This is a genomic window from Variovorax sp. 38R (genome assembly GCF_014843395.1).
GTDB classification, from domain to species: Bacteria; Pseudomonadota; Gammaproteobacteria; order Burkholderiales; family Burkholderiaceae_C; genus Variovorax; species Variovorax paradoxus_H.
Genome location: NZ_CP062121.1, coordinates 5312283 through 5338679, shown reverse-complemented (window position 1 = coordinate 5338679; position 26397 = coordinate 5312283). Strand labels below are relative to the sequence as shown.

Genomic DNA, 26397 nt, shown 5'->3' with positions numbered 1-26397 from the left:
GGGAGTCCTGTATGAGTTTCAAGCGACGTGAAATGGTTCGTTTTTCTGCAGCTGCCACGGTGCTGGTTGCAAGCGGTGCAAGGGCACAGTCTTGGCCCGCAAGGCCTGTCACCCTTATTGTGGCTTTTCCCGCAGGAGGTGATACGGACGCGGTCGCAAGAATCTACGCAGAGAAACTGACGCTCCAACTAAAGCAACCGGTCATCGTTGAGAACCGCCCTGGCGCGGGCGGTGCGATCGGCACCGCGTATGTGGCCAAAGCAGCGCCCGACGGCCACACGCTCCTTTACGCTCCGAGCCCGTTCGTCATCGCGCCCCATGTACTTCGGTTGTCTGCCGCAACAAGATACAGCGCGACCGAAGATTTCACGCCAGTCATCAAGGATGCAAGGCTACAGCTGGTCTTGGTGACGGCGACGAGCACTGGGATAAGAAGTGTTGAGCAGCTGATTGCCGAAGCAAAGGCAGGCAGAACCCTGAGCTATGCCTCGCCCGGAGCAGGTTCTCCGATGCACATCGTTGGTGAGATGCTGAACAAGGCGGCCGGCGTGAGCATCGCCCATGTTCCCTATCGCGGATCCGCGCCGGTGGTGGCAGACGTTCTCGGTGCGCACGTACCGGTGGGCTGGGTAACGCCCGGCACCGTGGTGGAGCACATTCGCGCAGGCCGGTTGCGAGCGCTTGCGGTGGCAGGATCCGATCGCAGTAGGGTGCTGCCTGACGTGCCAACCCTCAAAGAGTTGGGATACAAGGGGATTCAAGTCGATGCGTGGCAAGGGTTGATGGGGCCCAAAGGACTTCCGGGTGGGATCGTTCGGACTCTGAACCAGCATATGAATGAAATCCTCAAAATGAGAGAGGTGGTAGCCAAGCTGATCTCGCTCAGCATTGAGCCAGCCGGAGGAGAGCCGATTGGACTTACTCAACAGATCGTCCAGGACGACGAACGTTTCGAAAAACTCGTCAAGGAGTTCGGCATTCGCGCCGATTGATTCTTGTGAATATTTCTCAGATTACCTCCATCGAAGATCTTCGCGTACTAGCGAAGAAGCGCCTTCCAAGGATGTTCTATGACTTCGTGGACTCCGGTGCGTGGACGCAAAGTACCTATCGCGCCAACGAAGCCGATTTTTGTTCAATCAAGCTGCGTCAGCGTGTTGGTGTGGATATTGAGCACCGCAGCACCGCTACCACGCTTGCAGGCCAGCAGGCAATGATGCCTGTGGCCATCTCGCCTACGGGGCTGGCGGGATTTCTAAGAGCGGACGGGGAGATTCTTGCAGCGCGCGCGGCTGAGCGTTTTGGCATTCCCTACGGCCTGTCCATCGGCAGCGTGTGTTCGATTGAAGATATCCGCCGGCATACGAAGGCGCCGTTCTGGCTTCAGATTTCCATGCTGCGCGATCGCGAGTTCCTGGAGCGGTTGATCGAGCGCGCCAAGGCTGTGAACTGCAGCGCACTGATCCTCACCATGGACTATCACTTGGTTGGACAGCGCCATTGCGACGTGAAAAATGGTCTGTCGATGCCACCCAGCTTCACGTTGCGTCATTGGATTGACATGGCGCGCCATCCCGCTTGGTGTCTGGACATGTCGGGGACGAAGCGACGCGGGTTCGGCAACGTGATCGGCCATGCTAAAGGTGTCACCGACATCGCTTCCTTTGCCGCTTGGCAAATGCAGCAGTTCGAGCTCCGAATGGACTGGAACATGGTCGAGTGGATCAAGCGTCGTTGGGATGGGAAGTTGATCCTCAAGGGGGTGCTGGACCCTGACGATGCGCGTCATGCGCTCAATGCAGGTGCGGACGGGATCAGCGTCAGCAATCAGGGCGGTCGGCAGATTGATGGTGCGCCATCGAGCATTGAAGCTTTGTCCTATGTCGTCGATGCCGTTGGGCGTCGGATGGAGGTGTTTCTGGATGGAGGTGTGCGTAGTGGTCAAGACGTGCTTAAAGCCGTTGCACTAGGGGCCAAGGGCGTTCTGATCGGACGCGCCGCGCTTTATGGGCTTGCGGCGAAGGGCGAGAGCGGCGTGTTCAAGGTACTTGAGATCCTTCATAAGGAGCTGGACTACACAATGGCGTTCTGCGGTCGGTCGAAAATCGTCGAAGTCGATGATTCCATCTTGTGGCGAACGATCACGCGCAATGCGAGCTCCGGAATAAGGGGTACCCAGCTATGACAACACTCGTCACTGGTGCCGGATTGCTTGGTCGATTGATCGCGCGGCAGCTTGTCGAGCAGGGCGAGCGGGTCTTGTTGGCGGATGTGCGGCGCCCGCCGCCTCGGGAGCTTGATGGGCTTCCGTTGGAGTTGTGCGATGTCACTGATTGGGAAGGGTTATGCGGGCTGATCAAGCGCAATGGGGTGCGCTCGATCGCGCATACGGCCGCAATGTTGACACCGGCTATCCATCGAGATCCGTTGGCCGGTGTGCGGGTGAACGTGATGGGAACGGCACATGTGTTGGAGGCCGCTCGTCGCTTCGAACTAGGGCGTGTGGTCATCGCAAGTTCCACCACCGTCATGTATTCCGCCTTCAGTTCATTGCCATTCGAGCCAATTGGAGAGGATTTCACCTATAGGATCGTGAGCGAACGGCCAGGAAGCATCTACGCGGTGACTAAAGTGGCCGGCGAACATCTGGCTCTGGCGTACGCACAACTCCACGGTGTGGATGCAGTGGTGCTTCGAATCGGAGCCGTGCTGGGCGTTGGCGCGGAGGCCGCCTCCAGCGTACCTGGGCAGATGATTGAATGTCTTCTCCAGGCGGGGCGCGCAGGGAAGCCGGCCCGATTTGAGAACCCGAATCTGCTCTGGGGCGGTCAGGAAGAATTCGTGGATGCGCGCGACTGCGCAGCAGCCCATGTTGCGGCGCTGCACGCCAAGGCTCCGATGCAGCGCATCTACAACATCGGAACTGGACGAGCCCATACCTTTGAGGAGCTTTTGGAAATGGTACGTCGACACTATCCGAAATTGGGCGTGGTCGATCTGCAGCTGCCCGCGGGGGGATTTTCTGGATTCCCACACCAGAGACCTGCGGCATCAGATGTCAGTGCCGCTCGGAGGGAACTGCAGTTCCGAGCCGCATATTCTTTGCAGGACACGATTGAACATCTTGCTGCGATTCAAGGCCATCGTGACCAAGAGGGTGAGCCTGGCGCCTGATGGTTCGAACGTTCGTTTCGATTGGAGGGTTTTGTCCCTCCTGCGCAAAAAGTTTCACATTAAGAAGTGTTCATCTTCGGCTAGACCCTGAATCAGCCGTCGTTTTCTAAGGCGGCGGCATGTTCCGCAATTTAAGGGCGCTGTCAAATGGCGTATGAGCCCGAGAAAACACCGTACTCGTCGCTCTTCGATCCGGAAAGTCGTAAATAGCCCGTTAGTGGGACGGATCGCTTCTTCGTTCTAGACCTGCATTTGAGGCATCTTTACTTTAGAAGGTAGGTAGCCCAGTCTTCCATCAGGTGCTTGCGTTTTTCCATCATGTCGCTGCGGGCGTAGGCACGTACCGTCTGATCCCCAACGACGTGTGCGATCGCAAACTCGAGCATCTCGTCCGGATACTGGGTTGCCTCCATGCCCCAAGTGCGAAAGCTGGCGCGGAACCCGTGCATTGTGTAGGGCAGCTCCATACGTCGCATCAACTGCGTGAACACCATGTCGCTGTAGGGATTGCCGCTTGGATTGGGAAACACCAAGCAATCTCCAGTCTTGACTGCGCTGAGTCCTTGTAGCTCACCCGCCTCGAGCAAGATTGCATGAGCCCGCTGCGACAACGGCACTCTGTGATCTCGGCCAGCCTTCATGCGTTCCCCCGGTACAGTCCAACTTGAGAGGTGAGTGTCGAACTCGGACCACTGTGCCCCGCGCACCTCCCCACTGCGCGCACCCGTGAGCACGATGAACTCGAATGCCAACTTCACCATCGGCGTGGCCGTGCCGGCTTTCACGTTTGCCAGCAACGTTCCTGCTTCTGCGTGTGGACATGAAGCGTGGTGCTCTACCTTCCGCGCCCGGTCGTTCGCTCCCAACGCTAGCTTCAGTTGCTCCCAGAATTCCTGATCTAGCCCTAGGCAATAGTCTTTGGCTGCGCCGTAGTTGATGACTGTTCGTATGCGCTGGAACACCCGGCTTGCTGTCTCGGCCTTCTTCTTCCAGATAGGGAGGAGGGCCTTCTGGATTTCAGCTTTGCCCACAGCTCCTACTGGCAGCTTGCCGCAGACCGGGAAGACGTAGGTCGACAACGTATTGATCCACTGGTCGCCATGTTTGGCGTTCTTCCAGTTGTCGACATGAGCCGTGTGGTACTCCCGAGCGCAAGCCTCGAAGGTCACGCTGGCCTGTGCCGCTCGTGTGTCTGCAATGCTGCGCTGAACCCGCAGCTTGTCACGGTGGCTGATGGGGTCGATCCCCTGGGCAACGAGTTCGCGCTGCTGCTGGGCCAACTCCCGGGCGCGGGCCAGCCCCACGTCAAATATCGAACCCAACCCCATTTCGCGGGTTTTGCCGCTCATGGTGTAACGCAACAACCAGGAGCGGCCGCCCTTTGGGGCAATTTGCAGGTACAAGCCGCGCCCGTCGAGGTAGTAGCCGGGGGGCTTGTTTTTGCTTTTTACGGCGGCATCAGTAAGAAGGTTGTGGTGCATACAAAAGTTGTATAGCCGGAATCCGCATACGAACTGGCTGTACCCCTTATATTACCCCCTTTTCTAGTTGCGCTGCCTTGGTTCTTGATGGATTTTCTTGTACCAGCGGAATGGCTAAGTGGCTGGTACTAAAGGATTTTTGTGCTTTGTTGGTTGCCCCTGTACTGGCCATTAGTTAGAATGCGCGGCCACACTCTCCGCCATCAGCCTGTTGTTCATGCGGGCTCGCGATCGGGGGCAAGCCATTTGCCCCCTCACGCACCCTACCTCCCCGACCCATACCGCCGCACCAGAATGCGCGTCCCACTCGCCGCCTCAAACTGCTGCCAGGCCAACACCGCATTCCCCACCTCATTCGACGCCAGATCCGGCGCGGTCGCAATTTCGTCCGTGCCCTCCTGAGCCACCGGCGTCCCCCAGGCATCCGCCAGCGTGTGCCGAGCCGCATAGAGATCGCTCGTCCCCACGCCATTGCTTTGCGCCCATGCCACCAGCGCGTTCGTCGCATCGTCCACTCCGACAGCAGGCAAGCTCGCCAACGCCTGTGAAGCCGCCGCCCGCACCGCACGGTCCGCGCCGAACGCTGCGCCCGGTGCCGCCGTCGCCGCCATGAGCGCGTTGTCCAGCCGTCCCCAGCTCACGACCGCCGCACCCGCTGCATTCATGCGCAGCACAGGCGTGCTCAGCAACGCCTGCGTGGCGACGAACGGTGCGCCCACGCGCGCGGTGCTGCTCTGCCATGCGCCCGCCGAGAAGCGCTTGAACCACACGGCGCTCTCCCACTGGTTGCTGCCGCCGGGCAGGTCGGCCTGGCCCCAGGCCAGCAGCGCGTTGCCGGCGGCGTCGATCGCCAGGTCATGGGCGCCGATGGAATGCGCGGTGCCGGTGTCGGGCACGAGTTCGGTGGCCGTGGTCCAGGTGCCGCTTGCGTTGGCGCGGTTGGTCCAGAGCGAGGCGCTGCTGCCGTCGGAGCGCTTCCACACCGCGACCGATTCGCCGGATCCCGCGACCACGACGGCCGGGTCGCCGTCGACGCTGCCCACGACCTCGTTGGTCTCGATGAGTGCGGCGGTGCCCCAGCCGCCGGCGGGGGTGTAGCGGTTGGCATAGATGCTGAAGCGCGTGGCCGGGCCGATCTGCGACCACACGGCGACGGCGTTGCCGTTGGCGTCGATGCCCACGCTGGCGTTGCCGACGATGCCGGTGCCGGTCTCCAGCAGCGCGGGGCTGCCCCAGCCGCCCGCGGGGTCGACGGGCAGCGCCCACAGGTCGTAGCCGGTCACGGAGCTCAGCTGGGTCCACAGCACGACGGCGCGGCCGCTGGGCTTGTCGATGGCGACGCGGATGTCGCGCACGCCGCCGGCGTTGGCCTCGAGGCGCTGCGGCGCGGTCCAGCCGCTGCCGGGCAGGTAGCGGCTGCCCCACAGCCGGTCCACCTGGGGGTTGCCTTCGATCTGGCGCCACACGACCAGCGCGCGCCCCTGCGCGTCGATCGCGGTCTTCGGCAGGCTGGCGCCGCCGGCCGACAGCGCCGACGCATCGCCCCAGCCGATCACCGGCGGAGCCGCCACGAAGGTGGCCGTCACGCCGAGCGCGGCGTCCATCCGCACAGTGCAGGTGCTGGCGTTGCCGCTGCAGGCGCCGCCCCAATTGCCGAGCACCTGTCCTGCGGCCGGCGTGGCCGCGAGGACGACCTCGGTGCCCGCGCTGAAATCCGCGCTGCAGCGATCGGTGCAGTCGATGCCCGCGGGCTGCGATCCGACGCGGCCGTTGCCGGTGATGCCGACTTCCAGTCGATGGGTCACTGCCGCCGGCGGGGGCGCGGGTGGAAAGAGGCCGAGGGGCGGCAGCGCCCCGCCGCCCGATCCGCCGCCACCGCCGCCGCAGGCCGCCAGCAGGGCCAGCGCGCCTGCGCACACCATCCACCGTCCGTAGCTGTTCGTCTTCGTCATGTCTGTGTTCCTCCGCGTCCGCTGGCGCCGGGGCCCGGCGCCTTCTGTGCTTGTTCGTTCAAGAGGGCCGGATCGTAGGGACGGCGCCGCGTGCGGCCCATAGCACCTTCGGGCACCTGCCCTAAGGTGCTATGGGCCGGCGCAACGTGTCCCGATAGGCTCGCTGCATGACCTCTTCACGAACGCTTCTCTGCATGCCCTTGCTTCTCATGGCCGCCGTTCTGGCAGGCGGATGCGCTTCGCAGGCCGTGACCGACGACGCCATCGTCACGAACACCTCTCGCGCGCTGGGCCTGCCGCCGCAGGCGTTCACCATCTCGAACCGCGCCGACAGCGGCGTGCAGACGACCTTCCAGGCCCGCACCGATGGCGGACGGGTCTACAGCTGCTACGTGGAGGGTTCGGTGTCGGTCGTGGGCAGGGTGGTCAGCGACGCCGTCTGCCAGGAGATGCGCCAGAGCGACGCCCCCGCGTCCGCGCGCCGCTCCGCCACGCGGCCGACGACCGCTCCCGCGCCGGCCTGCAATGCGCTGCTGCGCGCGGCGGGTCGTTGCAACTGAGGCTTCGCGAAAGCTGCTGCACCGATGCGCCGGTGTAGACAACAATGGCGCCCTACGAGGAGAGGGCGCGGGCCGGGCCCGCACCCAAGGATCACGGCACCATGAAACTCCTGCTTGTCGACGATCACCCGCTGTTCGGTGTCGGCTTTGCGCACGCGCTGACGCACGCCCGTCCCGACTTCGAAGTGCAGATCGCGCTCTCGCTGGCCGAGGGCGTGGCGCACGCCACGCAATGCGCGCCCGACATCGTGCTGATCGACTACCGCCTGGGCGGTGAAGACGGCCTCGAGGGCTTGCGCCTCTTCGGTGCCCGGCATCCCCTCGTGTCGCGCCTGATGATCTCGGGCGACGAAGAGCCGGCACTCGCCGCCCGCGCACGCGCCGCGGGTGCGGCCGGCTTCATCGGCAAGTCGCGCTCGGTGGCGCACATCGCCGCGGCGCTGGACGAGGTGGCCGCGGGCGGCGAGTCTTTCGATGTGCTGACGTCGCGCACCGGCCTGCCGGTGGCGAGCCTCACGCCGCGCCAGCTCGAAGTGCTGCTGCTGGTGGCGCAAGGCCGCCAGAACAAGCAGATCGCTGCCGAGCTGGCGATCGCGGAGCGCACGGTCAAGCTCCACATCACGGCGCTGCTCGACACGATGGACGCGCGCAACCGCACCCACCTGCTGGTCCAGGCGCGGCGCGCGGGGCTGCTGCTGGAGCCGCGATGAAGCCTTCGGTGCCTGCCGCCCTCGCACCGCCGCTGAAAGCGCCGCCTGACCCAGGTGTGCGCGGCCTCATCGCCGCATGCCTGCGCTTCTCGGACCTGCAGCTCCAACAGGTCGAGCAGATGATCCGCACCACACCGTGGGCGTGGATGCTGGCCGCGCTCGGCGGGTACCTGTGCTACCGCGAATACGCGACGGGCGCGGACGGCGCGCGTGTGCAGGTGTGGTTCACCGTCTACTGCTTTCTCGTCGCCGTGCGGGGCGGCATCTGGGTCGCATGGGCGCTGCGGCCCGGCCTTCGAGCGAACCTCGCGGCGATGGCATTGCCCCTCATGGCCAGCAGCCAGAGCCTGGCCTTGTCGTGGGGCGTCTTGTGCGTGCTGCTGCAGAACGACGGCCCGGCACAGGCCGAGGCCATCCTTCACATCACGATGGTCACCGTCTCGCTCGGCGGCGCGATCCGGCTCTCGACGATGGAGCGGTCGGCCATCGTCTATGTGAGCCTCATCCTCGGGCCGCTGGTGCTGCGCGACATCTGGTTCGGTGGCAGCTACCACCTGGCCATGGCGATGATCGTGACCTTGATCGGCGTCTACACGCTGCTGAGTTCCAGGGAGCTCTCGCGTGCGCTGCACGAGATCCAGGCGCAGCGCCGGCGCAATGCCGAACTCGTGACCGCGCTGAGCGCCGAAAACGAACGCAGCCGCTCGGCCCGCCAGACCGCCGAAGAGGCCGTGGCGGCGCGCATGCGTTTCTTCGCCTCGGCCAACCACGACCTTCGCCAGCCACTCAACGCGATGGCGCTGTTGGCCCAGACCCTGCACACGGTCAGCACGCAGCCGCAGGTGCAACAGCTCTCGGAGCAGCTCGTGGCCTGCGCCGACGGCATGACCGACGTGGTCGACGACCTGCTCGACATCACACGGGCCGACAGCGGATCGATCAGCCCGCAGTGGTCGCTCTTCGCCATCGACGAGCTGCTGCGCGACTGCTGCCGGCCGCACCAGGCCGTGGCCGCGGCCAAGGGGCTGAAGTTCGAGATGGCGATCGATGCCGCCACCGTCCGCAGCGACCGCGCCTTGCTCACGCGTGTGCTCACCAACCTGCTGGCGAACGCCATCCGCTACACGCGCAAGGGCACGGTGCGCATCGGCGGCGCGGTCGACAACGGCCGGCTGCGGCTGACCATCGAAGACACGGGCATCGGCATCACGCCCGAGCACCTGCCGCACATCTTCGACGAGTTCTATCAAATCGATAACCCCGCGCGCGATCGTCGCCTGGGCTACGGCCTCGGCCTCGCGACCGTCAAGCGATTGAGCGAACTGCTCGACCTGGGCGTGACCGTGCGCTCGCAGCCGGGGCAGGGCAGCGTGTTCGAAGTGCAGGTGCCGTTGGCCGATGCGGTCGAGAGCGGGCGGGCGGACGATGCCGAACGGCTCGTCGCGTCATCGACCGCCGCATTGGCGGCGCGCGTGCTCGTGGTCGATGACGACCAGAGTTCGTTGCAGGCGCTGCAAGGGCTGCTGACGTCGTGGGGTGCGGAGGTGCGCGCCGCGAGCGACATGGCGGGCGCGCTGGGCTGCCTGCAGACGGGCTTCCGGCCCGATGCGCTCGTGGTCGATCTGCGGCTTGGCGTGCAGGCCAGCGGCATCCAGGCCATCGCAGACCTGCGCCTCGCATTGAACGAGGTGGAGCTGCCCGCGTTGATCGTGACCGGCGATGTGGGAGGCGACTACCTGGCGGCGGCGCGCGAGGCCGGCCTGCCGGTGCTCGTCAAACCGGTGCGGCCTTCGCAGCTTCGCGCGTTCCTGGGCCATGCGCAGGCCCGCAGCCGGGAGCGCGCGCCCGACTGATCGATGGATCGATTCAGCGCGCCGCCACCGCGTGCCCCGCAATCGCATCGATCACCGGCCCCCACGTCACCTTCGGCAGCGCGTGCCCCATGCCTTCGATGGTCACCATCCTGGCACCGGGCACATGCCGCGCCACATCCTTCCCGCACTCGATCGGCACCAGCGGATCGACATCGCCATGGATCACCAGCGTCGGTACCTTCAGCGAGGCCAGCCGTTCCCGGCGGCTGCCCGACGCGATGATCGCCGCGAGCTGGCGCGCATAGCCGGCCGGGTGCAGGCCGCGTTCGAACGTGCGTTCCGCGCGTGCGGCGTCGAGTGCTTCTTCGACCCCCTGGTGCCCATGGCGCCGATCGGCCATCCGCTGGCGCGCACGAAACGCGAGGTCGGATGGGAGCAGTTGGCGCAGGCGCGATGGATCGTCATAGCGCCGGGCACGTCAACGAACACCGAGTTCGGCGGCCTGCCCAGGCCATTCCTGCGGGCGCAATGTCCGCGCAACGACTGCTGGTAGCCTTGCCGCATTGTTCAGGCGCGCCTCGACCTGCGAGGTCGCGTGATCCGGATGATTCAGAAAGGACTCAGCGCGTGGTTGTGACAGGGAGAAGATGGGGCGCATGCGCCGCGTTGATGGCGGCATTGCTGGTGGGCGCGTGTTCCACCACGCCGAGCACACCGGTGGCCGGCCCCGGCGAATACGTCGTGCAGACGGGCGACACGCTCTACCGCATCGCGCAGCGGCACGGCCGGACGACGGCCGAGATTGCCCGCTGGAACCAGATCAAGGACCCCGACCAGCTCGAAGCCGGCCAGGTGCTGCGCGTGGTGCCGCCGGGCGGTGCCGCGTCGGCGGGTGCCACGCCCCCGCCGCGCAGCAGCAGCGGCAGCGGCACCGACAAGGCCAAGCCTGCGCCCGCACCCCGCGAGCGCGACCCCGTGGTGCCGCCCGCGTCGCGGCGCAGCGACTGGGGCTGGCCGTCGCAGGGCGCGGTCATCGCCGGCTTCAACGGCAACAGCAACAAGGGCCTGGACATTGGCGGCAGCAGCGGCGAGCCCGTGCATTCGATCGGCGCCGGCTCGGTAGCCGCGACCGAAACCATGCGCGGCTACGGCAGCGTGATCATGGTGGACCACGGCGGCTCCTACATGTCGATCTACACCAACGTGGGCACCGTGGGCGTGAAGCAGGGCCAGCGCGTGCAGCGCGGCCAGAAGCTCGCCGAGATCGGCCCGGCCGAAGGCGGTCGCGCCAAGCTGCACTTCGAGATCCGCTACCGCGGCAAAGCGGTCGATCCGCGGCTGTACCTGCCGGCGAAGTAAGCCCTCAGCCCTGCGGCCGGGTGAGCAGATCGAGCTCGGCCCGCAGGCGCCGCACCGCCACTTCATGGCGCCGCGTCTGCGGCCCGCGCCCGTGCGTGCCGGCCTTCAGAATGAGCCGCAGCTGCTCGCGCTGCAACTGCGCCTTCAGGCGGCGGGCGCGCTTGCCGAACTCCTTGCCCATGTCGCGCCGCACGCGGTAGCGCAGCAGCGGCGCGCCCAGGCGCACCCATTCGTCGTCGCGGATCAGCTCGCGCTCCGGCACGAAGTACGCGGCCAGCGCGTGCAGGTAGGTGCCGTTCTCGCGCGCGGCGGCGCGCCACACGAAGGCCGCGGCAATCACCACCGGGATGCCCTTGACGATCAGCAGCAGCGCGATGCCGACAAAGCCGTCGTCGAAGCGGTCTTCGAGCAGCGGCGAGTTCCAGATGAAGTGCATGGCCCACGCCAGCGCGAAGTAGAAGAGGGCGCAGCCGATGCGGGCCGCCATCGAGCGCTGCGGGTTCAGCAAGAACCACGCGACGCCGAACGAGGCAATCGTCGTGTAGGCCGCATGGCTCCACAGCCCGCTCAGCAGCCCGCGCATCAGCAGGTGGTAGAGCACCGGGTACACCTGGTTCTCGAGCGGGAAGTTCACGGCGCTGTTCACCGTGTAGCTCAGGTTCTCGATCACCTGGAAACCCAGCCCGGCCATGGCGCCGACGATCAGCACCGACAGGTAGGTTTCGAACTGGTTGCGCGCAATCAGCACCAGCAGGATCACGCCGGCCAACTTCAGAAACTCTTCGGTGATCGGCCCCGCGATGGCCGGCCCCCAGACCGCGACGAACTCGGGCGACACCAGCTTGGCGCACAGGCTCTGGATGGCGATGTTGGCCGGCGCCGCGAAGTACACCGCGCCCAGCCCGCCCCATGCAAAGGCCAGCACATAGGCCTCGGGCGGGTGCTGCTCCAGCAGGTCGAGCGTGCGGAAGAACAGCACGAAGGCCGCCGTGTAGCCGCCCCACACCAGGAGCCCCAGCAGCGCGGTGACGGGCACCACGCGAAAGCCCAGCGAGAACATCGACACGGTATAGAACAGGCCGTTGAGGATCAACGCCGCCAGCAGCCAGAACGCGGCGCGCTGCGGCTGGAAGAACGAGTCGGTGCCGATCGGCCAGTCGGCGTCTTCCTGCGTGGCGATGGCTTCGGTGGGGGCTTCGGTGTTTGTGCTCACAGCGGTGCCTCCAGGTCCATCGAGTCGAGCATCTTGCGGGCGTCGGCCAGGGCTTCGTTGAAGCCGTCGGCGGGGCCGTACACGTCGATCTGCACCAGCGAACGGCGTTGCGTGTCGACCACCTGCCAGAAGCGGCCGGCGAGCTTGGCGCCGTAGTAGGCGAAGGTCTTGCCCTGCAGGCCCCAGCCGGTGACGAAGTCGGACACGTCGCCCTCGATGGTCAGGCCCTGGCCGCGCTCCATGAGCCGCTGCTGGCGCACCATGGGGCCGTCGGGCCCACCGATCCACAGGCGCGTGGTCACGAGGAACTTGTGGCCGCCCTTGAAGAGCATGAGCGACTGGCCGGCCTTCGAGCGCGACACGTCCATCTGCCAGCCGGGTGCGGGCTCGAAGCGCGCATGGCCGACCGACACCGTCTCGCCCGCGGGCAGCGGCCGGCTGCCGGGCGTGTGGTTGTTCCAGAAGGTGAGGCCGCCGACATACGCGGCAATGGCCAGGAGGATCGCGAGCGCGCCCGGCCAGGTGCGGTACGGGATGCGGCGGGACGGTTGAAGCATCCGTGGATCGTGCCACACCGAAGCGACGGCGCGAGGGCGCCGCCGCGGTTGTCAGGCGCTCAGAACGCCATGCGAATACCCACGTCGTAGCCGAGCGCGCGGTGCGGCTGCATGCCGTTGGTGGTCGCGTAGGCCGGCTGCGGGAAGATCGCCGGCAGGCTCAGCACCAGCGGCGTCACGCCCATCACGGTCGGGTTGTTGCGGCCGTTGGCGATGTGGATGCGCGCCACCGAGGCATACAGCGCCGTGCGCTTCGACAGGTTGTGCACATAGCCCAGCGCCAGCTTGTTCACCGACGAATTGCCGTCGGGCAGGCCCAGGCCGTTGACGAAGCGCACGCGCGCATAGGAGGCGCGCACCACGCCCGCGCCCAGCGGCACGTTCACGCCGGCCATGAGGCCGTCGTAGCGGTCGCTCAGGCGCAGAGAGCCGCTGGCGAACGGGGTGGCGCTGCTGCGTACGTCGCGCACACGCGACCATTCGCCGAACACCTTCACCACGCCGAAGTCGTACGAGGCCCCGACGTTCAGGCTCTTGATCTTCTCGCTCTGCGCGGCGGCGCTGGCCAGCGTGCTCTCGCCGTAGCCCAGTGCCACGTCGGCCGGACCGCTGGCCCAACCGACGCGTCCGCCCACGTAGCGACCGCGCTGCGAGGGGCTGTCGGGCACGTTGCTGACCTTGGTGTTCTCGTGCAACGCGTACTGCACCTGGCCATAGAAGCCGCCCAGGTTCGGCGGCAGGAAGTAGCTGATGGCGTTGCTCGTGCGCAGGTAGCTGTCGGTGCCCGCCGAAAGGCCGCCGTTCAGCAGGCCGCCGGTCGCCAGCGCACGCGAAGCCGCGATGTTGCTGTTGACCACCGCGATCAGGTTGGTGCCCACGCCGTTGACGCTGAAGGGGTCGAACACGGCGTCGTTCCAGAACGAGGCCGTGTAGTCGCGGCCCAGGCGCACTTCGCCGAAGGGGCCGCTGAGGCTGAGCGTGGAGCGGCGCCCGAAGTTCGTGATGCCGCCGCCCGTGTCGTTGCTGAGCGGCGCCTCGAGCCAGAAGCTCGCGGCCAGCCCGCCACCCAGGTCTTCGGTGCCGCGAAAGCCGATGCGGCTGGACGCATTGCCCGAGGGCGACAGCGCGGTCTGGCTCTGGCGCAGCTCGGCCGGGCGCAGCGGGTTGTACGAACTGCTGGTGGTGCGGTAGTGGCTGACGCCCGCGTCGACCACGCCGAACAGCGTGAGCGAGGACTGGGCGAGGGCGGGGCCGGCGGCGAGGATGGCGGCTGCAGCGGCGATGAGGGGCTTGTTCTTCTTCATGGTCTTGTCTCCTGCTCGTTGTGTTTATTCGTGGGGGTGTTCAGGGCACGAGCACGGTGGCGCCGGTGGTCTTGCGGCCTTCGAGCGCGCGGTGCGCCTCGGCTGCATCGGCCAGCGCAAAGCTCTGCTGCGGCTCGCTCACGATGCGGCCGGCCAGCACGTGGCCGAACAGCTCGTCGGCCATGCTCAGCATGTGCGGGCGCGGGTGGATGTAGTGAACCATCGCGGGCCGCGTGAGCCAGAGCGAACCCTTCGCGGCCAGCACCTGCGAATCGACGACCACGGTGCCAGAAGACGTGCCGTTGCTCACGAGCGTGCCGCGTGGCTGCAGGCAGTCGAGCGAGGCTTCCAGCGTGTCCTTGCCCACCGAGTCGTAGACGACTGGCACGCCCTTGCCGTCGGTGATCTCTCTCACGCGCTGGGCGATGTTCTCGCGCGAGGTCACGATGGTGTGGGCGCAGCCGTTGGCCTTGGCGACCGCGGCCTTCTCGTCGGTGCTGACGGTGCCGATCATCGTGACGCCCATCGCACGTGCCCACTGGCAGGCGATGAGTCCAACGCCGCCGGCGGCTGCGTGATACAGGATGGTCTCGCCACCTTTGAGCGGATAGACCTGGCGGAACAGGTACTGCGCCGTCATGCCCTTCATCATCAATGTGGCGGCGGTGCTATCCGAGATGCCATCAGGCAAAGGGATCAACACATCAGCCGGCATCACACGCACCTGCGAGTACGCACCCTGTGGCCCGAGCAGATAGCCCACGCGATCGCCCGCGCGGATGTCGGTGACACCCGGGCCCACGGCCTCGACCACACCGACGGCATCGGAACCGAGGCCATTCGGCAGTGCGAGCGGATAGCGCCCGGTGCGAAAGTAGATGTCGATGAAGTTGACCGCGATGAGGCTGTGGCGCACGCGCGCCTGGCCCGGGCCGGGCTCGCCGACCTCGACGTGTTCGAGCTTGAGCACGTCGGCGCCGCCGGTTTCGTGAAAGCGGATGGCTTTGGACATGTCTTGTTCCTTGAGGGGGTCTGTATCGGACGCACGCGACGCAGTTCAGGCGTCAGCCTGCACGCTCACTGGTTGAGCTGGATGTTGTAGGTCTTGACGATTCGCGCGTTGCGCTCGTACTCGTCGTGCGTGATCTTCGCGAGCTGCTCGGGGCTCTCGCTGGTCATCGGCACAAAGTTCTGCGCGATGAGCCGCTCCCGCACCTTCGGCGAGGAGGCCGCCTTCGTGAGGACCGCATTGATCCGCTTGACGAGGTCGTCGGGCATCTTGGCCGACACGATGGCGCCGGCCCAGTTCGAGAAGTCGATCTCGTCGAAGCCCTGCTCGGCCATCGTGGGCACGTCCGGAAGCTGCGCCAGCCGGGTCTTGGCCCCGACCCCGAAGACCTTCACCTTGCCGGCCTTGATCAGCGGCAGCGACGTGACGATGCCGTCGAACAGGATGTCGACCTGGCTGCCCATCAGGTTCTGCAGTGCCGGCGGTGAGCCCGGGAACGGCACATGCTGCAGGTCCAGCCCCGCCTTCCTGGCAAAGATGGCGCCGGCGTAGTGCGAGCTGGTTCCGGCGGAGTACGAGGCGTAGCTGCCCGGGCTGCCCTTGCCGGTCTTCAGGTAGGCGATGAGTCCTTTCAGGTCGTTGGCCGGCACCGTCGGTGCGCTCACCAGCACCATCGCCGAGCGCGCCACCATGGTCACCGGTTTCACGTCCTTGACCGGGTCGAAACTGGTCTTCATCACCAGCGGAATCTCGGTCAGGATGTTGCTGACCATGAACATGATGGTCTGCCCGTCGGGCGGTGCGCTGTTGAGGGCCTGCACCCCGATGGCGCCACCGGCCCCCGGCTTGTTGTCGACGATCACCGGCTGCCCGATCTCGGCCGAGATGGCTTCGGACAACACGCGGGCCACGACGTCCATGGTGCCGCCGGCGGGCGCCGGCACCACGATGCGTACCGGCTTGGTGGTCCAGGCATGGGCGAGCAGGGGCGCGGCAGCCAGGGCAACCGCCCATGGCCTCAGGCGGCGAAGGATGTTTTGGGTCTTTTTCATCGCGATGTCTCCAGGTGTTCTTGTGCCGGCGGTGCGTGGGGCTCAGGCCGCCTTGCGCAGGAAGCCCTGCTGCCGGCCCGGGGCGTTTGGCGCAAAGCCGTTGGCCGCCAGCGACGCTTCGGTCGTGTCGTAGAAAACGCCGATCTTGGACATCTCGCGTGCCTGCTGGCCCGTGGCGATGGGGCGGCCGAATTCGCGCGAGATGCGAACGAGTTGCTCGACTTGCTTGGCGGTGCCGATCTTGGCCGAGCGGTCCTGGTTCCACAGGTTGTCTTCGGTGCCGGTGCGCACGTGCAGGCCCATGGCGATGCCCATCATGTTGATCGGCAGCACGTTGAGCACCGAGGCCTCCACCGTCACCACCGCGCCGTCGGGCACGGCGCGCATGAAGTTGGCCAGGCTGTAGACGTTGGGCACGTCCATGCCGCCGCCGATGGCCACCCAGTTCATGACCAGCGGGCCCTTGTAGATGCCGCGGCGCATCAGCCGCTCCACCGACTCGAAGCTGTTGATGTTGTAGCACTGGAAGGCGCTCTGGATGCCAGCCTTGGTCAGTCGGCGGATGTGCTCCTCGGCCCAGCCGGGCTGCGAAGGCACGGTCATTTCCTTGTAGGCGTTGAAGGTGGCGGGGTCTTCCATCGACGTGCCCTGGATGTCGCGCAGGTCGAACTGCTCCATCACGTTCATCTGCGAGGTGTTGATGGTCACCGTCACCTGGTCGGGCTTGGGGTCGAGGTCGGCCAGCATGTGGCGCGTGTCGTCACTCAGCCACTTGGCGGCCGCACCGTCGGTCTCGGGTGCGAAGCTGATCGAGCCGCCGACCTGGATGATCATTTCGGGCACGGCATTGCGCACGCCGGCGATCAGCTCGTTGAACTTGGACAGGCGCTTGCTGCCCCGGCCGTCGAGTTCGCGCACGTGCAGGTGCAGCACGGTGGCGCCGGCGTTGTAGCAGTCCACCGCCCGTTGGATCTGGTCCTCCATGGTCACGGCAATCTCGCCGGGGAAGTCCGAAGGCATCCATGAAGGGGCATACGGCGCGGCGGTGATGATCAGCGGCTGCTGGTTTTCGGGGAACAGATGGCCGTCGAGAAAATTCATGGCAGGAACCTCGGTAGAAGAAGGAAAGAGAGGGAAGAAGAAGGGGCGTTGCGCCCGCTCAGAAGACCGCTTCGCCGACGATGCCGGCGCGTTCCATCTTTCGATGGCAGGGCGGGTAGTCCATGACCGCGTAGTGCTGGGTCGAACGGTTGTCCCACATGGCCACGTCGCCCGGCTGCCAGCGCCAGCGCACCTGGTATTCGGGGATGGCGGCCTGGCTGATCAGGTACTGCAGCAGCGCCGAGTGGCCCTGGGTGTAGTCCTGCCCGTAGCGCACGTTGGCCGGCGTGTGGAAGTTGGTGAAGTGCGTCGTGAAGCCGTTGACGAACAGAATCTTCTCGCCCGTGTCGGGGTGCGTGCGCACCACGGGATGCTCGGCATCGGGGAACTGGGCCTTCAGCGCGAGGCGCTTCTCGGTCGGCATCGCGGCGCCGAAGGTGGCCTCGATGCTGTGGCGGGCGCGCAGGGGCGCGATGACGTCCTTGACGTGCTGCGGCAGCTTCTCGAAGGCCAGCACCATGTTGGCCCACATCGTGTCGCCGCCGACCGGCGGGCATTCGACGCAACGCAGCACGCAGCCGAAGGGCGGCTTCTCGCGCCAGGTGGCGTCGGTGTGCCAGCTGTTCTCGTAGCGATCGACCGGCGTTTCGGGGTTCTTGTAGATGCGCACGAGGCCCGGGTGCTCGGGGTCGCTGCCGATCACGGGGTGGTCCTCGAGCTCGCCGAAGTGGCGGGCGAAGCTGACGTGCTCGCCGCGCGTGAGTTCCTGCTGGCGGAAGAACAGCACCTTGTGCTGTACCAGCAGCGCGCGAATCTCGGCGGCCAGGCCCGCGTCGCGCGAGGCCTCGGCCAGCGACACGTGGCACAGTTCGGCGCCGATGGCGCAGGTCACGGGGTGGACCTGGATGCCGCGCGTGTGCACGGCGGGGGCGGCCCCGTTCGAGAGGCCTGGCTGGATCGTGGAACCCATGTGTCTTGTCTCCTGTGCCGGTCGAGGAGTGCCGCTGTGTCGCTGTGCGGCGGTGACCGTACTGGGCGCAAGAATAGGTCGGGGCCCCTGCGCGCGCCCCCTCCTCGCGGGAGGGGGAACCGGCTCTGGAGGGGAGGGACAAACCCTCGCCCGCTCCCGCTTTTTCAGCGTTCGGGGCCGAGCAGTCCCAGGATGCGCGCGCGCTGGACCACCTGCGTGCGCGTGCCGGCGTCCAGCTTGGCGAACAGGTTCTTGACGTGCCACTTGATGGTGGTCTCGCCCACCTGCATGGCGCGCCCGATCTCCTTGTTCGACAGGTTGCGCGCCAGCAGCGTCAGCACCTCGCCCTCCTTGGGCGTGAGCACGGCGCCGTGCGTCGTCACGGGTGGCACGGGCGCGGGCGGCGCCGCAGCGGTGGTGGGGGCGAACGAGGTCTCCGGCTGTGCGCCCTCGGCCGCGAGCGTGCCGACCCAGGCGCCGAGGTCGGGGTGCGCGTCGGAGAACACGCGCTGCAGCCCGTAGGCGCGCGCCAGGTCCATCGCCTCGCGCAGCAGCGCCTGCGCGGGCTGGCCGCAGCGCTCCAGCGCCAGCGCGCGCAGGCCCAGCAGCTCGATGTGCAGGCCGCCCTGCTTGCGCTGGCGCGCCTGTTCGTCGGCGCGCGCCAGCTGCGCGAGGGCGCCGGGCCAGTCGCGCGCGGCGATGGCCGCGTGGGCGTGCGCCACGTCGCGCAGCACCTGCACGCTGCGCCGCCACAGCGGGCCTTGCGGCAGTGCGGGGTCGGCCAGTTGCGCGTCGATGCGCTCGCACAGTTCGCGGCAGGTCTGGGCGCGGTGGCGCTGCGCGTGCAGCCGCACCTGCTCGGCCAGGCTGGCGATGCGCAGCCGCGGCAGGCGCCGCGCGGCACCTGCCGCGTCGAGCGCGTTCAGCAGTTCCAGCGCGCGGTGCTCGGCGCCTTCGGCCGCCGCGATGCGCGCCGCGGTGCGGTAGGCCAGCAGCAGCGATTCCGGCAGGCCGCTGTGCTCCAGCACGTCGAGGCGGTCGGCCAGCAGCATCGCGGCGTCGCCGGGCAGGTCGCGCTCCCAGGCCACCGCCGCGAGCAGCGCGGCGAGGTTGCAGCTGAGGCGGTGGCGCCGGCCCAGCTCGGTCTCGGCACCGGCCACGGCGGGCCGCAGCAGCTGTTCGGCCAGCACCACCTGGCCCTCCCAGGCATAGCTCAGGCCGATGACCAGTTCGCTCCAGCGCCGGATGTAGTCGATGCCGGGGCCCGCCTGCCCGCGCGCGACCTGCTGCTGGCGCAGGCGCGCGAGCGCCGGCTCGCCTTCGAGCAGCGCGCGGTAGGCCATGCGGTTGGCGTGCGACTGGAGCAGCAGCGGGTCGGTGATCGGCACGGCTTCGGTCCACGGCGCGTGCAGTTCGACGAAGTGGTCGGGGTCGTCCGCGAACACGGCGGCGCCGCCGAGGATCAGCGCGCATTCGCAGCGCAGCGCATCGCTCACATCGGGCTGCGCGAGCAGGCGTGCCACGAAGCGGCCGGCTTCGTCGTGCCGCTCGCTCGATGCGAGCGTCCACGCCGCGGCCAGCAGCAGGCGCGGTCGGCGGTCGAGTTCGTCGGCGGGCAGCTGCGCGAGCCATTCGAGCACGGCGGACTGCCGGCCGCGCCGCATCAGCGATTCGTACACGCTGCGTTCGGCAAGCTCGTAGGCGGTCTGGTGCTGGCCCGCGCTGAGTGCATGGTGCGCGGCTTCGTCGATCAGGTCGTGCGCGGCCAGCCACTGCGCCGCGCGCGCATGCACCGCCACCTGCTCGGCGGCGTCGAGCGCGCCGAAGCGCTGGCGCAGCACGTCGCGCGCCAGTGCGTGCATGCGCAGCCACTCGCCCCCTTCGGTCGCGGCGAACACCGGCGTGTCGTTGCTCAGCCGCGCCAGCCGCGCCGCGGCGTCGTCGGCGCCGGACACGGCCTGGCACAGCTCGGGGTGCAACAGGTCGAGCACGGCGATGCGGACCAGGAAGTCGCGATCCTGGGGGTCTAGGTTGACCAGCAGCAGCCGCACCAGCTCGCCCTGCAGCTCGCCCGCAGCAGCCGTCATGTCGGACAGTGCCGCGTGCGCATCGGCGCCGCGCGAGATGATCGTCGTCGCCAGCTGCAGGCCCAGCGGCCAGCCTTCGGTTAGCTCGTGCAGCCGCGCCGCCATGTTGCGGTCGACGCGTGCGCCGAAGCGCGCGTGCACGAGCTGCAGCGTTTCGTCGAGGCTGAACTTCAGCAGCGCCGGGCCGATCTCCACGCACTGCCCGTAGGCCACGAGGTCTTCGATGTCGAGCCGGCCGTCGGGCCGCGTGGCGATGAGCGTGCGCATGTTGGGCGGCGCGTTGCGCAGCAGGTAGGCCAGCGCCTCGCGCGAGGCCGGCGGCAGCCGTTCGGCCTCGTCGATGACCAGCACCACGTCGAGGGCCGCCTGCGTCAGCTCGGACAGCAGGGCCGTGACGCTGCCGAGGTTGCCGGGCCGGTCGTCTTCGAGCACGCTGCGCCCGAACGCGGGGCGGCCCATGGCCACGCGCAGCGCGAGCGCCAGGCTCTGCACCAGCCGGCCCGGGTCGTCGTGGGTCTGCGCCGAGACCCAGGCCACCGGCATGCCCATGGCCAGGTACTCCAGCCGCCACTGCGCGAGCAGCGAGGTCTTGCCGAAGCCCGACGGTGCCTGCACCACGAACACCGCGTGGTCGCGCAACGCGTCGGCGGTGGCCAGCAGCCGGGCGCGCGACACCAGGTGGCGCGGCACGCGCGGCGGTGTCACCTTGAGCAGCAGGTCGCGGGGGGCGCCGGTCGCACCGGTCGTCGGGAAGGTGGCCAAGTCGTTCGTGTCCGTGGTGTCTGCGGGGAGGAGGGCGGCGCCGATTCTGCGCGTCAATCGTGCGCCTGCCGCGCGGCCGCGCGGCGGCGCCCCGCGCTGCGTTGGGCGCGGCTTTCCTTTGCGCTGCAGCCGAACTGCGCGTGGAACCAGCGCGACAGCCCGCTGGGCGCGGAGAAGCCGAGCAGCGTCGCCACCTCGGCCAGCGGACGGTCGCTCTCGAGCACGTGGCGCGTGGCGAGTTCCTTGCGCACGTCGTTGACGATCGACGAGAAGGTCTGGCCTTCGTCGGCGAGCCGGCGCTGGACGGTGCGGCACACCACGCCCACGTGGTCCGACACCTGCTCGATGGTGCAGCGCCCGCTGGGCAACAGCAGCAGCACCGCGCGCCGCACGTCGTCGTGCAGCGCCTCGCGGCCCGGCCGGGCCGCGGCGTCGAGCAGCTGCTGCGCATAGCGCGCCATGGCCGGGTCGGCCGAGGGGTTGGGTGCGGCCAGGTCTTCGCGCGCGCAGATGATGCAGTTGAAGTCGTGGTCGAACGCGAGGGCCGGGCCCATCACGCGGCGGTGCGTGCGCAGGTCGCGCGGCGCCGGGTGCGCCAGGCACACGCGCCGCGGCTGCCAGTCGGCACCGAGGAACTGCCGCATGATCCGCAGCATCACGCCCAGCGCGAGTTCGATGCGCTGGCGCGTGGCGCGGTTGGCCTTGCCGGGCTTCACTTCTTCGCGGATGACCACCACCTGGTCGAAGGCCTCGACCATCAGCGACAGCGAGCCGTTGAGCAGCGGCAGGTAGCGCATCAGCACGTCGAGCGAATCGCGCAGCGTGGGTTGTTCGCGCACCAGCAGGCCGACGGCGCCGAGGTTGGACAGGCGCCGCGACTCGGCCATGCACAGGCCGAAGCTCTCGTTGCCCGAACGCTCGGCCGACGACTGCAGCAGCGACGCGACGGCCTCGACGGGAATCATGAGGTCGGGCTCGTCCAGCACGCTCGGGTTCAGGCCGGCATCGAGCAGCATGCGCACCGGGTCCAGTCCACTGGCACGGGCGACATCGCTGTAGTTGGTGAGACTGGCGGCGCGGACCAAGGAAGACATCGAAAACCTGAGCACTGGAGTGGCATCGAAGGGTAAGTGGCTGGCGCGCAATGTCAATCGGGGGAACACCGCCGTCACCAGAATCCGGGGCAACGCGATGCACTGCCATCGCTCTCCAACGCCCTTGCTGAAACGTGCCCATGACACCCCCGATTCCCGCCACCGTTCTCATCGTGCCCGGCCTGCGCGACCATGTCGCCGACCACTGGCAGACGCTGCTCGCGGCCCGGCTGCCGCGCGTGCGCAGCGTGCCGCCGCTCGAACACGACAAGCTCAGTTGCGCGGCGCGCGTCGACGCGATCACGCGCGCGCTGCAGGACATCGACGGGCCCGTGGTCTTCGTGGCGCACAGCGCGGGCGCGATCATGGTCGCGCACTGGGCGCAATCGCATCGCGCGGACCGCATCCGCGGCGCGCTGCTCGCGACGCCTGCGGACCTCGAGACGCCGCTGCCCGCGGGCTACCCCACGCACGACGCACTGCAGGCCAACGGCTGGCTGCCCCTTCCGCGCCTGCCGCTGCCGTTCCCCAGCATCGTGGCCGCGAGCAGCAACGACCCGCTCGCGCAACTCGATCGCACGCGCGGCCTCGCGCAGGCCTGGGGCAGCCGCTTCGTCGAGCTGGGCGCGGTCGGGCACCTGAACCCACAGGCGGGCTTCGGCGACTGGCCGGGCGCTGACGCGTTGATTCGCGAACTCGCCTGAGCGGGCCGCGCTTCTCAACAAAACAAGAATTTCATCCACAGCCATCGGAGACACCGGGCATGCGCATCAGACCTTTCATCCTTGTCGCGGGAACGTTGGGCGCCGTCGGCGCCAGTGCCCAGTCCTCACTCACCGTGTTCGGGGTCATCGACGCGGGCATCAGCCGCTACACGACGAAGAGCGAGACCTACGGCGCGGCCGCGCTGCCCGGTTCGCGCACGGCGGGCCAGCGCCAGACGGTGCTGTCGCCCTCGGGCCTGAGCTCCAGCCGCCTGGGCTTTCGCGGCACCGAAGACCTGGGCGGCGGCCTGGCCGCGAGCTTCTGGCTCGAAGCACCGCTGAGCAACGACACGGGCGGCGGCATCGCGAACTTCGGGCGCCGCTCCACGCTGAGCCTGAGCGGCCCCTTCGGCGAAGTGCGCCTGGGCCGCGACTACACGGCCTCGTTCTGGAACGATGCGGTGTTCGACCCGATGACCGTCAACGGCGTGGGCACGAACCTGATCGCCGTGGTCAACAGCAACATCGCGGCCTCGCGTGCGCTGGCTACAGGCGGCCTGCTGAACGGCGGCCTCTCGGCAGGCACCGACAGCTACCTGCGCACGAGCAACGCCATCAGCTACTTCCTGCCGCCGAACCTCGGCGGTTTCTACGGCCAGGTGCAGTACGCGTTCCCGGAGAACATCAAGGTCGAAGGCCCCGGCGCCCCGGCGGGCACGGGCCAGCGCGGACGCTATGCCGGTGCGCGGGCCGGGTGGACCGGCGGCCCCGTCGACGTGGCGATGGCCTACGGCGAAAGCACGGTGGCCGACACGGCGCTCAACAAGGAGCGGATCAAGAGCTTCAACGTCGGCGCGTCGTATGACTTCGGCGCGGCCAAGCTGTTCGGCGAACTGTCGCGTGTGAAGGATGTGCGCGAAGGCCCGCTGTTCGCGCGCATCAGCGACCGCTACGACGGCGCCTTGCTCGGCCTCACGGTGCCGGTCGGCCCCGGCCTGATTCGCGTCTCGTACGCCAAGGTGAAGTTCGACAACGGCTTGCCGGTGCCGAACGGCGACGCCCGCACCAACAAGCTCGCGGTCGGCTACGTGCATAACCTGTCCAAGCGCACGGCGCTGTACGCGTCGGTGGCGCGCATCCGCATCCGTGACGGCCACAACAACCCCACCGTGATGGGCGTGACGCCGCTGGTCGTGAGCCTGCCCGCGATCTTCCCGCAGGCGAGCTACACGAACACAGGCGGGTTCCAGCCGCGCGGCGCGATGGGCTACGACGTCGGCATCCGGCACGCGTTCTGAGCGTCTGCGAAAAAAGGGGGCGGGGCCATCGGCCTCGCCCCCTTTCTTCGTTCAGGGCACGAGCACGGTGGCGCCGGTGGTCTTGCGGCCTTCGAGCGCGCGGTGCGCCTCGGCTGCATCGGCCAGCGCAAAGCTCTGCTGCGGCTCGCTCACGATGCGCCCGGCCAGCACGTGGCCGAACAGCTCGTCGGCCATGCTCAGCATGTGCGGGCGCGGATGGATGTAATGCACCATCGCCGGCCGCGTGAGCCAGATCGATCCCTTGCCTGCGAGCACCTTGGTGTCGAGGACCACGGACCCCGACGAGGTGCCGTTGCTCACGAGCGTGCCGCGCGGCTGCAGGCAATCGAGTGACGCGTCCAAGGTGTCCTTGCCGACCGAGTCATACACGACCGGCACGCCCTTGCCGTCGGTGATCTCGCGCACGCGCTGGGCGATGTTCTCGCGCGAGGTCACGATGGTGTGCGTGCAGCCGTTGGCCTTGGCAACGGCTGCCTTCTCGTCGGTGCTCACGGTGCCGATCATCGTGACGCCCATCGCACGTGCCCACTGGCAGGCGATGAGGCCCACGCCACCGGCGGCTGCGTGATACAGGATCGTCTCGCCACCCTTGAGCGGATAGACCTGGCGGAACAGGTACTGCGCCGTCATGCCCTTCATCATCAGCGTGGCTGCCGTGCTGTCCGAGATGCCATCGGGCAGAGGGATCAACACATCGGCAGGCATCACACGCACTTGCGAGTACGCGCCTTGCGGGCCAAGGAGGTAGCCCACGCGATCACCCACGCGGATGTCGGTGACGCCCGGCCCCACGGCCTCGACCACGCCCACGGCATCGGAGCCCAGGCCATTGGGCAGTGCGAGCGGATAGCGCCCGGTGCGGAAATAGATGTCGATGAAGTTGACCGCGATGAGGCTGTGGCGCACGCGCGCCTGGCCGGGGCCGGGCTCGCCGACCTCGACGTGTTCGAGTTGGAGCACGTCGGCGCCGCCGGTTTCGTGGAAGCGGATGGCCTGGTTCATGGTGCGTCTCCTGGAGTGTCTGGGTGCATGGAAGCGCCCATTCTTGCGGCGCACCGCAGCGACCGGAAGTGCGGTCGAAGGGATGTCCCAAATCGACAAACGGACGCCCCAATAAAGCAAGAACCGAGGGCGGGGTGCGCCGGATACTGGCGGCGTTGGCCCACCGAGGCCTGCGTGACACAAGAACCGGAGACACCCCATGAAACTGCTTCACTTTGTACGCACCGCCGCCGTGGCGCTGGTCGGATGCTCGATGGCCCTCGGGGCCTGGGCGCTGGGCGACAAGCCCCTCAAGCTCATCGTTCCCGCGCCGCCGGGCGGCACGATGGACATCGTCGCCCGCGTCGTCGGGCAACAGATGGCACTGGACATCGGCCGTCCCGTGATCATCGAGAACCGCCCCGGCGCGGGCGGCTCGATCGGCCTGCAGGCGATGCTGCAGGCACCGGCCGACGGCAACACCATCGTGATGGCCGCCAGCAACGTGCTGGCCGAAACGCCGCAGATCGTGAAGATGCCCTTCGATCCGCTGAAGGACGTGGTGCCCATCGCCTCGGTGGCGCGCTCGGGCGTGGTGCTCGTCACGGCGGCGAACTTTCCGGCCAAGGACTTCCAGGGTCTGGTCGCCGAGCTGAAGAAGCGCAAGGGCAAGAGCAGCTTCGCCAGCTACAGCCCCGGCACGGTGTCGCAGTACGCCGGCCTGATCCTCAGCGACCGCGCCGGGCTGGACATGCAGCACGTGGGCTACGCCGGCTCGCCGCCCGCGCTGCAGGACCTGCTGGGCGGCCAGATCGACGTCATGTTCGACGGCATGCTCACTTCGATGCCGCTCATCAAGGCCGGCAAGCTGCGCCCCTATGCCTTCACCGGCAAGACCCGCTCGCGCTTCCTGCCCGACCTGCCGACCACCACCGAGCTCGGCTACCCCGACCTGCAGTTCCGCGGCTGGGTCGGCTTCATCGGCTCCGCCAAGCTGCCGGCCGACGTGCTGGCCAAGCTGCAGGCCACGATCGAGAAGGCCGCGCAGGTGCCTTCGGTGCTGCAGAAGCTGAACGACGTGGGCCTGGAGCCCGAGCTGAGCATCGACACGCCCGCGCTGATGGTCGAAACCCGGGCGCTGTCCGAGCGCAACGCCGCCATCGTCAAGAAGTACCGCATCCAGGCGAACTGACC

General features: G+C 67.6%; 23 protein-coding genes. 10 read left to right on the top strand and 13 right to left on the bottom strand.

Annotated features, from left to right (window positions below; all coding sequences use genetic code 11):
- The first annotated feature begins 11 nt into the window (after positions 1–11).
- Genes IG196_RS24840 through IG196_RS24830 form a run of 3 tightly spaced genes read left to right on the top strand, consistent with a single transcriptional unit; the run spans position 12 to position 3174 of the window.
- Positions 12–992 (top strand): Bug family tripartite tricarboxylate transporter substrate binding protein, encoded by a 981-nt coding sequence (locus IG196_RS24840; RefSeq protein WP_192193440.1) that lies wholly within the window; start codon positions 12–14, stop codon positions 990–992.
- Positions 992–2185 (top strand): alpha-hydroxy acid oxidase, encoded by a 1194-nt coding sequence (locus tag IG196_RS24835; RefSeq protein WP_192197138.1) that lies wholly within the window; start codon positions 992–994, stop codon positions 2183–2185. Before IG196_RS24840 ends, IG196_RS24835 begins: the two co-directional genes overlap by 1 nt.
- On the top strand, positions 2182–3174 hold the full coding sequence (locus IG196_RS24830) for an NAD-dependent epimerase/dehydratase family protein (RefSeq protein WP_192193439.1): 993 nt from the start codon (positions 2182–2184) through the stop codon (positions 3172–3174). The genes IG196_RS24835 and IG196_RS24830 overlap by 4 nt, the downstream gene beginning before the upstream one ends.
- Positions 3175–3437: 263 nt before the next feature.
- Here the strand turns inward: IG196_RS24830 and IG196_RS24825 are convergent, their stop codons facing one another.
- Together IG196_RS24825 and IG196_RS24820 are read right to left on the bottom strand one after the other, a co-directional pair.
- The gene (locus IG196_RS24825; protein ID WP_192193438.1) at positions 3438–4655 is read right to left on the bottom strand and encodes a tyrosine-type recombinase/integrase; all 1218 of its coding nucleotides are present in this window, start codon (positions 4653–4655) and stop codon (positions 3438–3440) included.
- Between the two features lie 263 nt (positions 4656–4918).
- On the bottom strand, positions 4919–6607 hold the full coding sequence (locus tag IG196_RS24820; protein ID WP_192193437.1) for an InlB B-repeat-containing protein: 1689 nt from the start codon (positions 6605–6607) through the stop codon (positions 4919–4921).
- Between the two features lie 194 nt (positions 6608–6801).
- Here IG196_RS24820 and IG196_RS24815 point away from each other — a divergent pair, with 194 nt between their 5' ends.
- The 3 genes from IG196_RS24815 (at position 6802) to IG196_RS24805 (ending at position 9730) form a co-directional block, all read left to right on the top strand.
- Positions 6802–7167 carry a hypothetical protein gene (locus IG196_RS24815; protein WP_192193436.1) on the top strand — a complete coding sequence of 122 codons (366 nt, stop codon included), beginning with the start codon at positions 6802–6804 and terminating at the stop codon, positions 7165–7167.
- Positions 7168–7268: 101 nt separating this feature from the next.
- Positions 7269–7877, top strand: coding sequence for a response regulator transcription factor (locus IG196_RS24810; protein WP_192193435.1), 609 nt, complete (start codon positions 7269–7271; stop codon positions 7875–7877).
- Positions 7874–9730, top strand: coding sequence for a hybrid sensor histidine kinase/response regulator (locus IG196_RS24805; RefSeq protein ID WP_192193434.1), 1857 nt, complete (start codon positions 7874–7876; stop codon positions 9728–9730). The genes IG196_RS24810 and IG196_RS24805 overlap by 4 nt, the downstream gene beginning before the upstream one ends.
- A 13-nt stretch (positions 9731–9743) precedes the next feature.
- Here the strand turns inward: IG196_RS24805 and IG196_RS24800 are convergent, their stop codons facing one another.
- On the bottom strand, positions 9744–10091 hold the full coding sequence (locus tag IG196_RS24800; RefSeq protein ID WP_192193433.1) for an alpha/beta fold hydrolase: 348 nt from the start codon (positions 10089–10091) through the stop codon (positions 9744–9746).
- Positions 10092–10360: 269 nt separating this feature from the next.
- Between IG196_RS24800 and IG196_RS24795 the strand changes: the two genes are divergently transcribed.
- On the top strand, positions 10361–11050 hold the full coding sequence (locus IG196_RS24795) for a peptidoglycan DD-metalloendopeptidase family protein (RefSeq protein WP_225616785.1): 690 nt from the start codon (positions 10361–10363) through the stop codon (positions 11048–11050).
- A 4-nt stretch (positions 11051–11054) separates the two neighbouring features.
- Here IG196_RS24795 and IG196_RS24790 read toward each other — a convergent pair whose 3' ends face one another.
- The 9 genes from IG196_RS24790 to IG196_RS24750 all read right to left on the bottom strand — a co-directional run bounded on the left by IG196_RS24790 (position 11055) and on the right by IG196_RS24750 (position 22199).
- Complete coding sequence (locus IG196_RS24790; RefSeq protein WP_225616784.1) at positions 11055–12263, bottom strand: PrsW family intramembrane metalloprotease; 1209 nt, start codon at positions 12261–12263, stop codon at positions 11055–11057.
- Positions 12260–12820, bottom strand: coding sequence for a hypothetical protein (locus IG196_RS24785; RefSeq protein WP_192193432.1), 561 nt, complete (start codon positions 12818–12820; stop codon positions 12260–12262). The genes IG196_RS24790 and IG196_RS24785 overlap by 4 nt, the downstream gene beginning before the upstream one ends.
- 59 nt (positions 12821–12879) lie before the next feature.
- Positions 12880–14124 (bottom strand): porin, encoded by a 1245-nt coding sequence (locus IG196_RS24780; RefSeq protein WP_192193431.1) that lies wholly within the window; start codon positions 14122–14124, stop codon positions 12880–12882.
- A gap of 40 nt (positions 14125–14164) precedes the next feature.
- Positions 14165–15136: a quinone oxidoreductase family protein gene (locus IG196_RS24775; RefSeq protein ID WP_192193430.1), complete on the bottom strand. Its 972-nt coding sequence runs from the start codon at positions 15134–15136 to the stop codon at positions 14165–14167.
- Positions 15137–15201: 65 nt separating this feature from the next.
- Positions 15202–16185 carry a tripartite tricarboxylate transporter substrate binding protein gene (locus IG196_RS24770; RefSeq protein WP_192193429.1) on the bottom strand — a complete coding sequence of 328 codons (984 nt, stop codon included), beginning with the start codon at positions 16183–16185 and terminating at the stop codon, positions 15202–15204.
- Positions 16186–16227: 42 nt separating this feature from the next.
- On the bottom strand, positions 16228–17286 hold the full coding sequence (locus IG196_RS24765) for a 3-keto-5-aminohexanoate cleavage protein (protein ID WP_192193428.1): 1059 nt from the start codon (positions 17284–17286) through the stop codon (positions 16228–16230).
- A 58-nt stretch (positions 17287–17344) separates the two neighbouring features.
- Positions 17345–18193 (bottom strand): TauD/TfdA dioxygenase family protein, encoded by an 849-nt coding sequence (locus IG196_RS24760; protein ID WP_192197136.1) that lies wholly within the window; start codon positions 18191–18193, stop codon positions 17345–17347.
- A 227-nt stretch (positions 18194–18420) separates the two neighbouring features.
- Positions 18421–21105, bottom strand: a complete 2685-nt coding sequence (locus IG196_RS24755; protein WP_192193427.1) for a LuxR C-terminal-related transcriptional regulator — start codon at positions 21103–21105, stop codon at positions 18421–18423.
- Positions 21106–21158: 53 nt separating this feature from the next.
- Positions 21159–22199, bottom strand: coding sequence for an AraC family transcriptional regulator (locus IG196_RS24750; RefSeq protein ID WP_192193426.1), 1041 nt, complete (start codon positions 22197–22199; stop codon positions 21159–21161).
- 140 nt (positions 22200–22339) lie between these two features.
- Here IG196_RS24750 and IG196_RS24745 point away from each other — a divergent pair, with 140 nt between their 5' ends.
- Positions 22340–22903 carry an RBBP9/YdeN family alpha/beta hydrolase gene (locus IG196_RS24745; RefSeq protein WP_192193425.1) on the top strand — a complete coding sequence of 188 codons (564 nt, stop codon included), beginning with the start codon at positions 22340–22342 and terminating at the stop codon, positions 22901–22903.
- 59 nt (positions 22904–22962) lie between these two features.
- A complete protein-coding gene (locus IG196_RS24740; RefSeq protein WP_192193424.1) occupies positions 22963–24201 on the top strand; it encodes a porin in 1239 nt (412 codons plus the stop codon).
- Positions 24202–24252: 51 nt separating this feature from the next.
- On the opposite strand, the gene IG196_RS24735 is transcribed toward IG196_RS24740, so the two are convergent.
- Positions 24253–25224, bottom strand: a complete 972-nt coding sequence (locus IG196_RS24735; RefSeq protein WP_192193423.1) for a quinone oxidoreductase family protein — start codon at positions 25222–25224, stop codon at positions 24253–24255.
- A gap of 199 nt (positions 25225–25423) precedes the next feature.
- Here IG196_RS24735 and IG196_RS24730 point away from each other — a divergent pair, with 199 nt between their 5' ends.
- Positions 25424–26395 (top strand): Bug family tripartite tricarboxylate transporter substrate binding protein, encoded by a 972-nt coding sequence (locus IG196_RS24730; protein WP_192193422.1) that lies wholly within the window; start codon positions 25424–25426, stop codon positions 26393–26395.
- Positions 26396–26397 lie beyond the last annotated feature (2 nt).